Source organism: Acinetobacter sp. YH1901134, from assembly GCF_013416965.1.
GTDB lineage: Bacteria > Pseudomonadota > Gammaproteobacteria > Pseudomonadales > Moraxellaceae > Acinetobacter > Acinetobacter amyesii.
Window position 1 is genome coordinate 159,193 of sequence record NZ_VPEW01000006.1, and the last position, 15,235, is coordinate 174,427.

The window sequence follows — 15,235 nt, forward strand, 5'->3', positions numbered from 1 at the left end:
TTATTGTGTGAAAATATCTTATGCGTATCGAAAAGTATGAAATGTAAACTAAAAAAGAGGTTTTGTTGAAAAAGTGTACAAATCAGCGGCTTGTCATGAATTTTGCTTTGAATAAGGATTTGTACTATAAAATGATTGATTTCATGCTTGAGCCAGCAATTGTTTAAACGTACATTTAAAATATAACTTCTCATTTAATAAAGGATACAAAAACTCAGTGTCAGGATGTTGTGACTAAAATAGGTATCTGGATCAAAAAATGATGATCAATGAGAAAAATAATAAAGCAAAGAAAACGAAGCATTGTTGAATAAAAAGATATAGTGGGAGGGAGCGATGAATACACAACAGCAATTAATATATGACATGGTGGTCATTGGTGGTGGAATCAATGGTGTTGGTATTGCTTGTGATGCAGCGGGGCGTGGTTTAAGTGTTTTGCTTTGCGAAAAAGACGATCTCGCGAGCCATACTTCATCTGCAAGTAGTAAATTAATTCATGGTGGTCTTCGCTATTTAGAGCATAAAGAATTTCGTTTAGTACGTGAAGCACTCGCAGAACGCGAAGTTCTCCTTAAAAAAGCCCCCCATATTATTCGACCGATGCGTTTTATCATGCCACATGAACCGCATTTACGACCGGCTTGGCTAATTCGTACTGGATTATTCTTTTATGATTATTTGGGTAAACGTGAACAGCTTGCAGGCTCCAATGGTATTGAATTTGATGTGGATGTTAGTCCTTTAGCACCCAGATTTACTCGGGGGTTTGAATATTCCGACTGCGCTGTGGATGATGCACGCTTGGTTGTACTCAATGCGATACAAGCACGGGAATATGGTGCACAGGTTCTGACTCGAACAGAATGTTTAAATGCATACAGTAAAGCTGGCATTTGGCAAGTGTGTTTAAAAAATGCCAACGGTTTGCAAAATGTGCAGGCTAAAGTATTGGTGAATGCGGCAGGTCCTTGGGTTGCTGACTTTATAAAACAGGGTTTAAAGCAAGAGTCACCTTATGGTATACGTTTAATACAAGGTAGCCATATCATCGTTCCAAAGCTCTTTGAAGGTGATAAAGCTTTTATTATGCAAAATGATGATCACCGCATTGTCTTTGCGATTCCTTATTTAGAACAATATACCCTGATCGGCACGACAGATCGTGAATATCAAGCAGACCCAAATCGAGTAAAGATAAGCCAAGAAGAAATCGATTACTTGCTTGATGTGTCAAATGATCACTTTAAAACTCAATTGACGCAAACGGACATCATTTCAACTTATTCAGGTGTGCGTCCGCTGTGTGATGATGAGTCAGATAATCCAGCTGCAGTCACGCGAGATTACACCTTAGCACTGACCGATGTAGAAGGTGCAGCATTACTTTCAATCTTTGGTGGCAAGCTCACCACTTACCGAAAACTTGCAGAAGCGGCATTAGATCAGCTTAAAACGGTTTTTCATCATCGATCCAAACCGTGGACTGCTGATACAGCATTACCTGGTGCGGAAAATTTAGAATCAATCGAGCAGTTGATAGCTGAAATCCAACAAAATGTTAAAGGTGTTTCAAACAGTCTAGCAAGTCGTTGGGCGCATGCTTATGGAACACGTGTCTGGATTTTGCTGAATCATTTAACTTCGATTGATGAGCTTGGGCAAAACTTCGGGCATGGCTTGTATGCTCAAGAAGTAGATTATTTGGTTGAGCATGAGTGGGCGAGAAGCTCTGAAGATATTTTGCAAAGACGCACAAACTTATATTTGCAATTCACTGCATTTGAAGTTGATGTTTTGGACGAGTACTTAATGGCAATACGTATAAAGCAAAAAGCTCAAGATGTGGCTTAGTTGATATAAAAAAGACCGCGCAAGGCGGTCTTTTAAATCTTTCTTAATCCCTCTTTTAAAGGAGGGAAATTAAAGGCCGATTAAGCAGATTTTTTTACAGCTTCTAAAAGTTCGTCTTGACGTACTTTAAGTGCTTTTGGTAAGCGATCACCAAGTTTGTTGAACAATTCAGTGTGGCTTTCAAGTTCTTTGATCCATTGATCTTTATCTTGAGAAGTTACAAGCTCGAATTGCTCTTTAGTGAAGTCTGAACCAGTCCAGTTCAATTGTTCGTATGTTGGAACAAGGCCGATAGGTGTTTCAACAGCGTCTGCACGACCTTCACAACGGTCAATGATCCACTCAAGAACACGCATGTTTTGACCGAAACCAGGCCATACAAAGTTACCTTCAGCATCACGACGGAACCAGTTCACGTTGTAGATACCAGGAAGTTTATTGCCAGCAGCTTTAGCTTTAGCAGCAACTTCTTCACCAAGTTCTAACCAGTGAGAGAAGTAGTCAGCCATGTTGTAACCCGCAAATGGAAGCATTGCGAATGGGTCACGACGAACGATACCTTGTTGACCAACAGCAGCAGCAGTTGTTTCAGAGCCCATAGTTGCAGCTTTGTAAACACCGTCAACCCAGTCAAATGCTTCTGAAATTAGAGGCACTGTGTCTGCACGACGACCACCGAAGATGAACGCAGAAATTGGAACACCTGCTGGATTTTCCCAGTCAGCATCAATAGAAGGACATTGACCAGCTGAAACAGTGAAACGAGCATTTGGATGAGCTGCTTTTTCTTCGCCGGTGTGTGGTTGACCTTTCCAGTTAGTCAAGTTAGCAGGCGCTTCTTTAGTCAGACCTTCCCACCATACTTCACCTTCGTCAGTTACAGCAACGTTGGTATAGATTACGTCTTTATGAAGAGTCGCCATACAGTTCGGGTTAGTCTTGGTATTTGTACCAGGTGCTACACCGAAGAAACCAGCTTCAGGGTTGATTGCATATAAACGACCATCTTCACCTGGTTTGATCCAAGCAATATCGTCACCTACAGTTTCAATTTTCCAACCTTCGTAACCCGCTGGTGGAATCAACATCGCGAAGTTTGTTTTACCACAAGCAGAAGGGAATGCAGCTGCGATGTAGTGTTTTTCGCCTTGTGGGTTAGTCACGCCAAGGATGAGCATGTGTTCAGCTAACCAACCTTGTTGACGACCCATAGAAGATGCAATACGTAAAGCTAGGCATTTTTTACCCAACAATGCGTTACCGCCGTAACCAGAACCGTAAGACCAGATTTCACGAGTTTCTGGGTAATGAACGATGTATTTTTCAGGGTTGCAAGGCCAAGCAACGTCTTTTTGACCTTCTTCAAGCGGAGCACCAACAGTGTGTACGCAAGGAATGAAGTCACCGTCAGTACCAAGTACGTCATAAACAGCTTTGCCCATACGAGCCATTTTAGACATGCTTACAGCAACGTAAGGAGAATCAGTAAGTTCGATACCGATGTGAGCAATATGAGAACCTAAAGGACCCATAGAGAAAGGAACTACGTACAAAGTACGGCCTTTCATTGAACCGTCAAATAAACCATTCAGACGAGCACGCATTTCAGCTGGAGCTTCCCAGTTGTTTGTTGCGCCTGCATCTTCTTGTTTTTCAGAACAGATGTAAGTACGACCTTCAACACGAGCAACGTCAGAAGGATCAGAATTAGCAAGGTAAGAACCAGGATGTTTTTCTTGGTTAAGTTCTTGCATAGTGCCGTTAGCGATCATCAAGTCGATATAACGTTGATATTCTTCTGCGCTACCGTCACACCATTCGATTTTTGCTGGTTTGGTTAATTTGGCAATTTCTTCCACCCAAGCAATGAGCTTAGGGTGACGAACGAATTCTGGTGCGTTCACTTGGGTCATGGTGAGGCCTATCTCAAAAATGTACTAACCGTACAAAGTATAATCTGCATCATGGGATACATCATGCAGATAAAAGATGAAAAAAAAGTGGCTGTATTAAAGCATAAAATCATAAAAAAAATAAGACTAAAGAAGTGGTAGATTTTTTTTGGTAGTTAATGCTATTTATATTAAATATAGATAAAATACAATAACTTAACATATAATGTTATAAATTTTAACTTTATTTATTAACGTGATGGACAATATTTTATATAGTTATTTTTAATAAAAACAAAAAGTTGCATGTAATTGATATTTGAGAATTATTATTGATTAAATAAATGGTGGTAATTCGATTTTTACATAAAGGCGCTATTATTTGCTGTTAAATTCGACAAAATACAATACTAAGCGGCCAAGATGTATAAAAAGTGATTAAACAAGCCAAGCCTTTATCTATTATCTATAATAAAAAATCAGGATTTCATGCTGCAAATAAAGATGAAGTCTACGAGGAGCTTGTGCGGATATTATCCGATCATAATTTCGAAATACAGTCATTTGAGCTTGGGCAGGAAGCGAGTTTTGATACTTTAATGAGCAAGGTATTTGCACGCCATCAAGACCCTGATAATTTGGGTGTTGTGGTTGCTGCAGGTGGTGATGGAACCTTAAATGCTGTTGCTCATCAGTTGATGCATACCGATATTCCTATGGGGGTCTTACCTTTGGGCACATTTAATTATGTGGCGCGGGTACTCAATATTCCTCTCGATTTAATTCAAGCGGCACAGGTGATTGCGACAGGCAATAATCGACAGGTGCACGTGGCGCAAATCAATGAACATATCTATTTAAACAATGCCAGTTTGGGCTTGTATCCTTTATTTATACAAAAAAGAGAATTTTATAATCAAAAGTTTGGGCGTTTCCCATTGCATGCTTATACCTCAGGTTTGGATGTGCTGATTCGAGATCGTAAAGAGCTGAAATTGGAAATAGAAGTGGATCATCATATTTATCCAGTCAAAACGCCCTTGATCTTTTTTGGCAATAATCAATTGCAATTGGCCGATTTAAACTTGCAAATTGCTAAGGATGCAGAGGCAGGTAAAGTTGCAGGTGTGGTTGTCGCAAAAAGTGATAAGAAAACGTTATTTAAAATTTTATGGCAATTGATCCGTGGCAATATCGACAATGCACCAGATGTGTATAGTTTCGCCGCTGATGAAGTCACCATACATACCCAACGAAAAAAAATGACCGTTGCTGTGGATGGTGAGATTGTAGAAATGAAACCGCCGCTTAAAATTCGAGTGCAAAAACAAGCCTTAAAGATACGGGTGCCACATGATACTGCATCTGTCTGATCTGCATTTCGGCACTGAAAAGCCAGAGTGTATGCGCGCTATTCAGCAATTTTGTCACGAACAGCGTATCGAGGCCGTGGTTGCGAGTGGGGACTTAACCCAACGTGCGCGCTATCGTCAGTTTTATGCATGTAAGCAATTTTTAGAAAGCTTAAAGTTGCCATATATCGTTGTGCCGGGGAATCATGATATTCCGCTATATCATTTATGGAACCGTGTTTTTAGTCCTTTTGCACGTTATCAACTTTTTTTTGGTGCCATGGAAAATGTACTGGAAACCGAGCATTTTTATTTAATTGGGATCAATAGTATTCGCCGTCGTTACCATACGCGAGGGCATGTATCGCTCGAGCAAATACATCATGTCGAGGAATTACTTAAACATGCGCCGCCCAATAAAGTGAAATTAATCATAGCGCATCAACCTTTTTATACGCCGCCCAATGACCCGCATGGTGTGAAAGATTGTCCTGTTCAAGGGCGTTTGGCACTCGAACAGTGGAGTCAACACGGTTTAAATGGTTTATTGCATGGGCATTTACATGTTCCAGCCAGCTATGACCTCAATCAGATTTATGCTTTAGGTGCTGCGCATCCAGTTTGGGATATTCATGCTGGAACTGCAACGTCATATCGCCTACACGATAACCTTGCCAACAGTTTTAATGTCATTGATGAGCAGATGAATGTGCAGCATTATTTTTATAATTCAAAGTTAAAAATATTCGAAGAAAATCTTAGTACTCATATTTTGGATGAGCTTTAATCCTTTAAATTTAAATTTTGAAGAAAAAAAATACAAAAAAATGAAAAAAATTAAATTTTGCCCTTGAAGGGTTTTTTTCCATCCCCACAAAAGTGTCATCTAAATTATTTTTTGTCGATGGCTTACGCAAATCAAAATGTCATCGTCTTTTATCTAGTAAATAGACTTAGTCTGGAGTTAACTATGAGCAATATTCGTCCTTTGCATGACAACGTTGTGATTCGCCGTGTTGAAAAGGAAACTAAAACTGCTGGTGGTCTTATTTTAAGTACTTCAGCAGCTGAACAACCTGCTCAAGGCGAAGTAATCGCTGTAGGTAATGGCAAAGTAACTGACAATGGCGTACGTGCATTAGACGTTAAAGTTGGTGACAACGTATTGTTTGGCACTTATGCCGGTACAAAAGTAAAAGTAGCAGGCGAAGAGCTTCTTATTATGAAAGAGTCTGACATCTTAGCGGTACTTGAAGCTTAAGTTTCGTACACGCATTTAGACCCTTTTATTCATCATAAATTGTTAAAAATTTTAAAAAGATTCGGAGTTAGACATGTCAGCTAAAGACGTAAAATTTGGTGATTCAGCGCGTTCAAAAATGATCGCGGGTGTAAATGTACTTGCAGATGCTGTAAAAGTGACTTTAGGTCCTAAAGGCCGTAACGTTGTCATCGACCGTTCTTTCGGTGCGCCGCACATCACTAAAGATGGTGTTTCTGTTGCTAAAGAAATCACGTTAAAAGACAAGTTTGAAAACATGGGCGCTCAGCTAGTTCGTGAAGTGTCTTCAAAAACCAATGACATCGCGGGTGACGGTACAACAACTGCAACTGTTCTTGCACAAGCAATCCTTAATGAAGGGATTAAATCAGTAACTGCGGGTATGAACCCAATGGATCTTAAACGCGGTATCGACATCGCGGTTAAAGCTGTAGTTGCTGAAATTAAAGCGACTGCAAAACCTGCTTCTGACTCTAAAGCGATTGAACAAGTAGGTTCTATTTCTGCGAACTCTGACACCACTGTTGGTAAACTTATTGCTCAAGCAATGGAAAAAGTTGGTAAAGAGGGTGTAATTACAGTTGAAGAGGGTTCAGGCTTTGAAGATTCTCTAGATGTTGTAGAGGGTATGCAGTTTGACCGTGGTTACATCAGCCCGTACTTTGCAAACAAGCAAGATACACTAACAGCTGAACTTGAAAACCCATACATTCTTCTTGTTGATAAAAAAATCAGCAACATCCGCGAATTAATTGCTGTACTTGAAGCTGTTGCTAAAACAGGTAAACCGCTTCTTATCATTGCTGAAGATGTTGAAGGTGAAGCACTTGCAACTCTTGTTGTAAACAACATGCGTGGCATTATCAAAGTTTGTGCTGTTAAAGCACCTGGTTTTGGTGATCGTCGTAAAGCGATGCTTCAAGACATCGCGATTTTAACTGGCGCGACTGTAGTTTCTGAAGAGGTTGGTATGTCTTTAGACCAAACTACACTTGAGCACTTAGGTACAGCGCATAAAGTTACTGTTTCTAAAGAAAACACAGTAATTGTTGATGGTGCAGGTGTTGCAGAGCAAATTGCTGAACGGGTAACTCAAATTCGTGCTCAAATTGAAGAATCAACTTCAGAATACGACAAAGAAAAACTTCAAGAACGCGTTGCTAAATTGGCAGGCGGTGTTGCTGTAATCAAAATCGGCGCTGCAACTGAAGTTGAAATGAAAGAGAAGAAAGATCGCGTTGACGATGCACTTCATGCAACTCGTGCTGCAGTTGAAGAAGGTGTTGTAGCAGGTGGTGGTGTTGCACTTGTACGTGCTGCAAAAGCACTTGAAGGTGTGTCTGGTGCTAATGATGACCAAAATGTTGGTATCAACATTTTACGTCGTGCAATTGAAGCGCCGCTTCGTCAAATCGTTGCAAACTCTGGTGATGAGCCATCAGTTGTAATCAATGCTGTGAAAAACGGTGAAGGTAACTTCGGTTATAACGCTGCAACTTCAGAGTATGGCGATATGCTTGAAATGGGTATTCTTGACCCAGCTAAAGTAACGCGTTCTGCGCTTGAGCATGCTGCATCTGTTGCAGGTCTTATGCTTACAACTGAATGTATGATTACTGAAATCCCAGAAGACAAACCTGCTATGCCTGATATGGGCGGTATGGGCGGCATGGGCGGTATGATGTAAGCTAATTACTGCTAAATAAAAAAACCCTGCATTTTGCAGGGTTTTTTTTGTGATGTATGTTGTAATTTTGTATTAATCTGAATAATATGAGGTAAATTAATATAAAACATGTGATCATTTTTATTTTTTATATTGAGAATAAGAAATTGTTATTGATTTGTGTGATTTATATATTGGAATATTTAAAGTTTTAATTTATGATTTTATCAATATGTTCTTTATAAGAATAGCAATGATAAATCAAGACGGTAAGCGAATAAAATGTATGAATAAACATTCAAAAGTATTCGATCCAAATTGTGAAAAAATTCTCGTGAGTAAAAAAGAGTTACAGGTGCTTTACAAGACAATACGTGACTATGAAAAGAGAATTAATTTTTACGAGCTTGAAAATAAAAAATATTTAAAAATGTTGAATAAGGATAGTTCTATCTCTGAATGAATTGGTCAATTAGATCTTTAATGATTTGTTTTTGACTTGCATTCAATGTCCGAAATTTTAAAAAATAATCAAGTTCTGATTGATCATTTGACTCAAGATTAGATGATCCTAATGTGTTGTCGCCAAAGCGTAACCACTGGCTAGTGACATTGAGCCAAATAGAAAGAATAGCCAGTTTATCTTGATTTGGAATCGCTTTACCTAATAACCAATTATTTGCCGATTGCACTGAAACAGGGGCGCCATCATATCTATGATTAAACTCTTTTGATAAATAAGTTGGGCTAATAGGGTGATTTGAATCTATTAGTGCCTGTTTCAAGCGTTCACTAAAAGCTAACTTTTCTTGTAGATTACTCATATTTCATTGATTCTGCTTACAATAATTAAGGACTCTTAAATGTAACAGAATGTCGATAAGAGTTCGGTAAATTCAAATGTCAATTGTAGGAAATAGCCAAATAAATAACAATCATTTTTCGTCTAATTATTGATAAATAAGAGTAATTTTTTGTAAGGAAGAATAAACGATATGTGTTTGCTAGCAATCAAATATTGATTGATTAAAAAGTAAAGTTAAAGAAAATATAATTCTTTAGTATTAATTGTATTATATAAAAATATAAAAAAAACAATAAATTATAGTATTTTTTTTTGAAAAAAAGAATCAAAATATTTTTTATTTAAAAATAAATCAAATTTTGATTGATATTAATGTTTCATTTTGTATATTATTGCCACAGCACCGCAGGGGCGGTTGGCTATGAATTGCGGATTCTCCAGACGATAAGTACGCATTCGTAAAAGTTTCGCTGGTAAACATCATCCTAGGGTCTACCAGTCTTTTTATAAAAATTGAAGGAATTTGTATGAAATTTCAGAAAACACTTTTGGCAGCAAGTTTGGCATTTTTAGCAGTTGGTGCAAATGCAAAAAATGCAAATCCAACCCAGCAATCTGAAGGTCTGTTTAATAGTACAGGTTATGTGTTCTCACCAGTTCTTAATCAAGGTACTAACTGGGCTGACTTGGGAACTGGTGCTGTTACTTCAGTTACTGGAAATGGTTCTCAAGTAACTTATGAAATTTTTAACTATAAAACGGCATCTGGTAAAGAAGTAGTTAGCGTAACAAAGTTGGGTTCAAAAACATCTGAAGGTTTTTTTGAATTTGTTAAAGATGCTGCTGGAAATGATCAACTAGTAGAATACAAGGGTAATGATGTTTTACTTGACACGCTATCTAATGGCGGTCAATTAATGGATTCTACAGCTGGTACAACAACTACTGGCTATGAGTTAAAAGAAATTAATAATGAACATTTAGTATATGGTTATCAAGGTAATGTTGGTGGTTTGAATCAACAATTACAAGGTGCGTATATTAATCCAGAAGGTGTTACTACTCAGTTTACAGGTACACTAATCGTTCCAGGTACTTCAAATTCTAAATATGTAAACTCAGGTATTATTGGAAATACTGGTGCATATGATGCCGTAACTGGTCAGCCTTTAGATGTATCAAAAAATATATATGGTGTAAGTGCAAAAGATGGTAATAATTTTGTAGCATTAACTGGGAATGGTATTGCACTAGCGAATTTAAGTGCAGGTGCCCTACAGTATGATGGTAGTGTTATCACTAATGAATCGTTAGTAGGTAACGAAACAAGTGCTGTGCAAAAAACACGTCAATATACGGTTAATGGTCAAACAATTTTAGAAGTATACAATGACGATGCGGGTAATGAGGTAGCATCTAAATTCTATATTGCCACTGCAAATGGTGCTGGTAATTATGATTTAACAGCTACAACGAGTGTAACTTCTGCAACTGTAGCAGGTTTATTACCTGATCGTTCAGGTACTGCTACTTATAAGACTGGTGAATACACTCAATCTGTCATTCATAATACTGTTACAAATCAAAATGTAACTTATAGTGAAGCTGTTACAACTATTGACAAAACGAAGTTACAAGCTGGTATTGTTGAAACTACAAACTTAACTTCTGCAACTGCAACAGCAGATGAGTCAGTTGGTAATGCAGAAGTCGTTACAAAACAGTCTGTGGCGACTGGTGTAATTGGTAAAAATGCAGACGGTTCTAATAAATATGGTACTGAAGTTGTAAAAACAGATGCTAACGGTACTCAAAAAACAGAAATTACGGCGAGTGGTATCAATACTACAGGTGTAATTAATGCTGCTGACTATCAAATTGGTGGTGTAAGTATTGTAGATGGTATTAAAACTTCAGTTGATACCGCTGTAGCAGGAGCTACAGAAGCTATCGATGCTAAAGTTGCTGAAGTAGACTCTAAAATTGTTGAAGTTGACGCTCGTTTAACTCAATTCAATACGACTGCTGCTAACTTAAATTCACGTGTTGATCAATTAAATTCACGTGTGAACGAAGTTGAAGAAAAAGCTTACCGTGGTGTTGCAATTGCTTTAGCTGCTCAACAACAAATTCCTAACATTGGTGCAGGTCAATTTGCAGTATTTGGTGGTGTTGGTCACTACGAAGGTGAATCTGCAGGTGCTCTAGGTGTTGCAAGCGTATTTGCTGATGGCCGTACTTCACTTAGCGCTGCAATTGGTGTTGCTGGTGGTAGCGAAGTTGGTGGTCGTGTAGGTCTTTCTTATGTATTTGGCGGAAAATAATTAACCCGTTGATACATTTAGATTAAACAAAAAATCCCCGCTACTTGCGGGGATTTTTTTATAACAATCCTAGTTAGAGTAAAACACTAATCAAGCTTTTTGGTGAGTTTAAGATTTACTTCAGGCATTTCTAGTTTTTCACCTTTATCACCACGAAGCTCAATAAAGTTTTCACCTACAAAGTAAATTCGATTGTCGCCCTCGGCATCAAGTTGAATCATTCCAGGTTGATCTGGCAAGAACTTAAAACTGCCTTTCACTTTATTTTCAGTGTTCGCAGGTTTACCTAAAAACTCTTGGCTGAGTTCATAGCTCTTATCAAGTTTAAGTTCAAGTTCGGTTTCAATTCCTTTGCAATCATGGCAAGGTAGAATCCCTTTATACTCACCTGCCCAATCAAGTGCATTTTCGGTGTTATCACCTGTGGCAATCGGACTTTCTGAGGCAGCGTCTGTATTCGCAATGACATTATTATCTGGTGGTGTAGCGGTTTCAGATTCATTGCTGGTCTTTGAACATGCCGTTAGGGTTGCACTGACTATACAGAGAGCGAGGATTAGTTTTTTCATGAGATTTATACACCGTACGTACCCAATATAATGCTAAGCGTGGCTTTTATTGCTCAAGAAAAATAGCCTATTCATGTTAACAATTGTGTGTTTGGTTAATAGATTAAAACGGACATTTGATTTTTTAAAATTCGTAAATGGAGAAATATTGGTGATTTACCTAAAAGTGAACGCTAAAGGACATTTATATATTAATTGGTGAATAACTAAACAATATAGGCTTTTATAATTATTTTGCGTTGTTAAACTCTGCGGCATAGAAAAAACTTTCGGTGCAAATTGTGTTTGAAAAAACAGCGGAAAAAAGTCTGAACTTAATGGGGTGGCAAATTGATAACCATTGGGATTTAAATATCGACCAATGTGTCATGATTGCAGCGCCACATACCAGTAATTGGGATGCACTTTATGCACGCCTTGCCCTGAAAGCTTTAGGGGTAAATGTTCGCATCACGATTAAAGACAGTTATATGAAGTTCCCGTTTGGGCCTTTTGTACGTGCCATGGGCGGAATTGGTATTAATCGTCGTCCAAAACAAGATGGTGAAGCACGTCAAAGTATGGTTGAGCTGATGGCTGACTTATTTAAGCAACATCCGAAATTAGTCATGTTGGTAACGCCTGAAGGGACGCGCGCCAAACAAGAGAAGTGGAAAACCGGTTTTTATCATGTTGCCATGCAAGCAGGTGTGCCGATTGCTTTAGCCTATATGGACTATGCGCAGAAAAAAACGGGTGTGGGTAAAATTGTTTATCCTACAGGCGATTATGAAAAAGATATGGCTGAAATCATGGATTTTTACGCGCAAATTCATGCCAAATTTCCTGAAAAATTCAGTGTCGATACACGCTATCATTAATCTAACAATCCAATAAAAAAGGACAGTATTGGCTGTCCTTTTTACGTTTAGATGATTCTGTTTAGATTTTTATGTTGATTTTAATCATTAAAGTCGGGATGAATACCGCCCAGATTTTGACATGCCGCCTTATAAATAATGTATTGCTGGTCAACCACATCGATGAGCGGAATACGAAATAACTTTTCGCCTTGCTTATAGCTATCGATATAAGACACGACTTTTTGTTTGCTTGATGCTAGTTTTTCTTCATGGAAAGTTGTAATCGAGCTATGAGTCATATGTGAACTTTCAATATTATTGCATTGAAAATGGGAGAGTAGTTTTTCAGCTTTTTTAATTTCGCTGGACGTGCCAAACATACAGCCGCTAAGCAGAGTCACACCTGCAAGCAGGATGAACTTTTTCATGGTTTTATTTTAAGCAAAATTATGAGGTACAATATTCTATTAATTTTCGACAAAAAAATTAATCACTTTTTTACCATTTGGCTAATTTTTATTTAAATGTGAACTGTGTCATTGTTACAAGATGTGAATGTCTAACTGAAAAGGCTTTTTGTTAGAACAATTTGGACAAATATCTTTAGGTTTGGAGTCATCAGGTTAAGATACTCATCGTCACCAAGAAGCAGCCTGAAGAGAATAGAAGACCTAATACAATATGTTTAAATTGGCGTTCTGAAATGCGATAAAAAAGTTTGGCACCAAAAATCACTGGAAAAGCCATTATCACCAAAAGCACGGCTAAATAGGGGAGATGTTCACGATGGATGATCCCTTGTAGCAGATAGCTAATGAGTGTGACGAGCTGAATGGCTAAATTGAAATGTCGCAAAATATAGCGTTGTTCTGCTTTGGGTGTATTTTTCAGCATGAGCCATGCAGAGGGTAATGCACCACAAAAGCCTCCAAGACCACCCAAGATTCCAGCAATATATCCGATACTAGAATCCGCCCATTTCCCTGTCTTTTGGATGAATGAAAATTTTGGATTAAAAAATAAAATTGGGCACCAAAACATTAAAAAAGCGCCCAAAACCAATTTAAATGTATCTGGATTAATGCTGTCTAATAAATAGGTACCTAGCGGCACACCTAAAATTCCTGCAATTAAATAGGTATAAATGATTTTTTTATTGATCGGAATGCTTTTGCGTTCTGATGATAATGAAATGAAGTGGCTATAAATTGAAGCGCAGACGACCAAGGGTGCTGCTATTTGCGGGGGAAGTATCCAAACCCAAAATGACATTGCGATAAGGGCGAATGCAAACCCTGTTAATCCTTGTACGAATCCCGCAAAGATGGCACCAAGAATAAAAATCAGCCAAGTCATTAAATTACAGCTTTGAAATACGTGGCGCTATTGTAGTGAATTTTTCTATATAAATGTGGCTGACTGAGTAAATGTAGCAAAATTGGACATCAAATCATAAATAGAACATGAATATTTAAATACAGCAGATGTACACAGACTTCCAATTAAATTCATTTCGATAAGTGAAAATGCTCTTCATCAAAGAGGAGTGCTACACATGCTTAAACAAGTTGCTTTGCTATCTGTGGTTGCAATTACATTTACAGGGTGTGTCGTGGCGCCATTTGATGATGGCCGATACCATTCGAATCAATATGGCTATGCAAATCAATATGGTTATTCAGGTCAACATGGTGGTACATACGGACAGCGCTATGACTCAAGTCAGCGTTATGACCGCTCATATGGTCGAGTGAATAGCCCGCAACATCGACCAAACTCACCACGACCGAATTCGAATAACCGTCCAGACAATATATATAAACCAAATGCGCATAAACCGAATGTACACAATTCTTCATCCCAGCATCCGTCAAATGTGCAGCGTCCAAGCTCAAAGCCTCAGACTTCGGCTAAACCCAATACAAGCAAGCCCCAGCAGCAAAAACCACAGCAACAACGTCCAAAAGTGACGCCCGTGGATAAAGCTAAAACCACAGGTGGATTTAACAGCCAGCGTCCACTTCGACCACAGGTTTAATGATTTTCAAGTAATAAAAAAGGACGCGTTGGCGTCCTTTCTTATTGTCTGCATTTGCATTAAGCCTTTTTATATAAGCCTGCACGCACAGTTCCAGCTTTGGTTTGTTTAATTTGCTGCCAACTGCTCGGGAGTTTTAACTGGGCAAGATCACGGTCAGCTTCGATATAAATTAAACCATTGTCTGAAATGCAGGGATCGACCAATTCAGCAAGTTCTTGCCATAAATCAAGACTATAAGGGGGGTCTAAGAAAATCAGATCAAATTGGTCTTTCAAGTTAGGAATGGCTTGTTGTGCCGTCATGTTTTTGAGTTGTACGCGTTGTTTACTGACTCTTAAAAGTTCTAAATTGTCCATGAGAAACTTCGCTTGGGTGCGATCAGGTTCAATTAAAACGGCTTCTGCTGCGCCACGTGAGAGTGCTTCAAACGACAAAGCACCTGAACCTGTACAAAGGTCGAGAACTTTGGCATTTTGAACATCCCACATGAGCCAGTTAAATAATGTCTCGCGCACACGGTCAGGTGTAGGGCGTAAACCATCAATACTGGCAAAAGGCAGTTGACGGCGTTTCCATTCACCCCCAATGATTCTTAATTGATTTTTCAT

Annotated in this window: 14 protein-coding genes; 8 read left to right on the forward strand and 6 right to left on the reverse strand. The window is 38.5% G+C overall.

Annotation, left to right across the window (positions count from 1 at the left end):
* Positions 1–336 precede the first annotated feature (336 nt).
* Positions 337–1,854 (forward strand): glycerol-3-phosphate dehydrogenase, encoded by a 1,518-nt coding sequence (gene glpD, locus FTV50_RS08340; protein ID WP_180024132.1) that lies wholly within the window; start codon positions 337–339, stop codon positions 1,852–1,854.
* Positions 1,855–1,934: 80 nt separating this feature from the next.
* Here the strand turns inward: glpD and FTV50_RS08345 are convergent, their stop codons facing one another.
* Complete coding sequence (locus tag FTV50_RS08345) at positions 1,935–3,767, reverse strand: phosphoenolpyruvate carboxykinase (GTP) (protein WP_180007483.1); 1,833 nt, start codon at positions 3,765–3,767, stop codon at positions 1,935–1,937.
* A gap of 413 nt (positions 3,768–4,180) precedes the next feature.
* Between FTV50_RS08345 and FTV50_RS08350 the strand changes: the two genes are divergently transcribed.
* The 4 genes from FTV50_RS08350 (at position 4,181) to groL (ending at position 8,067) form a co-directional block, all read left to right on the forward strand.
* A complete protein-coding gene (locus tag FTV50_RS08350; RefSeq protein ID WP_180024133.1) occupies positions 4,181–5,119 on the forward strand; it encodes a diacylglycerol kinase family protein in 939 nt (312 codons plus the stop codon).
* Positions 5,100–5,885: a metallophosphoesterase gene (locus tag FTV50_RS08355; protein WP_180024134.1), complete on the forward strand. Its 786-nt coding sequence runs from the start codon at positions 5,100–5,102 to the stop codon at positions 5,883–5,885. Before FTV50_RS08350 ends, FTV50_RS08355 begins: the two co-directional genes overlap by 20 nt.
* Positions 5,886–6,068: 183 nt before the next feature.
* Positions 6,069–6,359, forward strand: coding sequence for a co-chaperone GroES (gene groES, locus FTV50_RS08360; RefSeq protein WP_078192966.1), 291 nt, complete (start codon positions 6,069–6,071; stop codon positions 6,357–6,359).
* Positions 6,360–6,432: 73 nt separating this feature from the next.
* Complete coding sequence (gene groL / locus FTV50_RS08365; RefSeq protein WP_078192965.1) at positions 6,433–8,067, forward strand: chaperonin GroEL; 1,635 nt, start codon at positions 6,433–6,435, stop codon at positions 8,065–8,067.
* A 428-nt stretch (positions 8,068–8,495) separates the two neighbouring features.
* Here the strand turns inward: groL and FTV50_RS08370 are convergent, their stop codons facing one another.
* The gene (locus FTV50_RS08370) at positions 8,496–8,870 is read right to left on the reverse strand and encodes a hypothetical protein (RefSeq protein WP_180024135.1); all 375 of its coding nucleotides are present in this window, start codon (positions 8,868–8,870) and stop codon (positions 8,496–8,498) included.
* 508 nt (positions 8,871–9,378) lie between these two features.
* On the opposite strand from FTV50_RS08370, the gene FTV50_RS08375 reads away from it, so the two are divergent.
* Positions 9,379–11,175, forward strand: a complete 1,797-nt coding sequence (locus FTV50_RS08375; protein ID WP_180024136.1) for a YadA-like family protein — start codon at positions 9,379–9,381, stop codon at positions 11,173–11,175.
* A gap of 86 nt (positions 11,176–11,261) precedes the next feature.
* Here the strand turns inward: FTV50_RS08375 and FTV50_RS08380 are convergent, their stop codons facing one another.
* Complete coding sequence (locus FTV50_RS08380; protein WP_180024137.1) at positions 11,262–11,744, reverse strand: copper resistance protein NlpE; 483 nt, start codon at positions 11,742–11,744, stop codon at positions 11,262–11,264.
* 281 nt (positions 11,745–12,025) lie between these two features.
* Between FTV50_RS08380 and FTV50_RS08385 the strand changes: the two genes are divergently transcribed.
* Entirely contained in the window at positions 12,026–12,604 is a 579-nt protein-coding gene (locus tag FTV50_RS08385; RefSeq protein WP_180003952.1) for a 1-acyl-sn-glycerol-3-phosphate acyltransferase, read from the forward strand.
* Between the two features lie 80 nt (positions 12,605–12,684).
* Here the strand turns inward: FTV50_RS08385 and FTV50_RS08390 are convergent, their stop codons facing one another.
* Both FTV50_RS08390 and FTV50_RS08395 read right to left on the reverse strand, forming a co-directional pair.
* Positions 12,685–13,014, reverse strand: coding sequence for a hypothetical protein (locus FTV50_RS08390; protein WP_180024138.1), 330 nt, complete (start codon positions 13,012–13,014; stop codon positions 12,685–12,687).
* 190 nt (positions 13,015–13,204) lie between these two features.
* Positions 13,205–13,942 (reverse strand): sulfite exporter TauE/SafE family protein, encoded by a 738-nt coding sequence (locus FTV50_RS08395; protein WP_180024139.1) that lies wholly within the window; start codon positions 13,940–13,942, stop codon positions 13,205–13,207.
* Between the two features lie 199 nt (positions 13,943–14,141).
* Between FTV50_RS08395 and FTV50_RS08400 the strand changes: the two genes are divergently transcribed.
* The gene (locus FTV50_RS08400; RefSeq protein ID WP_180024140.1) at positions 14,142–14,624 is read left to right on the forward strand and encodes a hypothetical protein; all 483 of its coding nucleotides are present in this window, start codon (positions 14,142–14,144) and stop codon (positions 14,622–14,624) included.
* Between the two features lie 59 nt (positions 14,625–14,683).
* Here the strand turns inward: FTV50_RS08400 and rsmD are convergent, their stop codons facing one another.
* Positions 14,684–15,235 carry a 16S rRNA (guanine(966)-N(2))-methyltransferase RsmD gene (gene rsmD, locus FTV50_RS08405; protein ID WP_180024141.1) on the reverse strand — a complete coding sequence of 184 codons (552 nt, stop codon included), beginning with the start codon at positions 15,233–15,235 and terminating at the stop codon, positions 14,684–14,686.

Bases quoted from the DNA above. Each gene is read 5' to 3' on its own strand.
- glpD (WP_180024132.1), top strand. From the start codon at position 337: ATGAATACACAACAGCAATTAATATATGACATGGTGGTCATTGGTGGT.
- FTV50_RS08345 (WP_180007483.1), bottom strand. From the start codon at position 3,767: ATGACCCAAGTGAACGCACCAGAATTCGTTCGTCACCCTAAGCTCATT.
- FTV50_RS08355 (WP_180024134.1), top strand. From the start codon at position 5,100: ATGATACTGCATCTGTCTGATCTGCATTTCGGCACTGAAAAGCCAGAG.
- groES (WP_078192966.1), top strand. From the start codon at position 6,069: ATGAGCAATATTCGTCCTTTGCATGACAACGTTGTGATTCGCCGTGTT.
- groL (WP_078192965.1), top strand. From the start codon at position 6,433: ATGTCAGCTAAAGACGTAAAATTTGGTGATTCAGCGCGTTCAAAAATG.
- FTV50_RS08370 (WP_180024135.1), bottom strand. From the start codon at position 8,870: ATGAGTAATCTACAAGAAAAGTTAGCTTTTAGTGAACGCTTGAAACAG.
- FTV50_RS08375 (WP_180024136.1), top strand. From the start codon at position 9,379: ATGAAATTTCAGAAAACACTTTTGGCAGCAAGTTTGGCATTTTTAGCA.
- FTV50_RS08380 (WP_180024137.1), bottom strand. From the start codon at position 11,744: ATGAAAAAACTAATCCTCGCTCTCTGTATAGTCAGTGCAACCCTAACG.
- FTV50_RS08390 (WP_180024138.1), bottom strand. From the start codon at position 13,014: ATGAAAAAGTTCATCCTGCTTGCAGGTGTGACTCTGCTTAGCGGCTGT.
- FTV50_RS08395 (WP_180024139.1), bottom strand. From the start codon at position 13,942: ATGACTTGGCTGATTTTTATTCTTGGTGCCATCTTTGCGGGATTCGTA.
- FTV50_RS08400 (WP_180024140.1), top strand. From the start codon at position 14,142: ATGCTTAAACAAGTTGCTTTGCTATCTGTGGTTGCAATTACATTTACA.
- rsmD (WP_180024141.1), bottom strand. From the start codon at position 15,235: ATGAAAAATCAATTAAGAATCATTGGGGGTGAATGGAAACGCCGTCAA.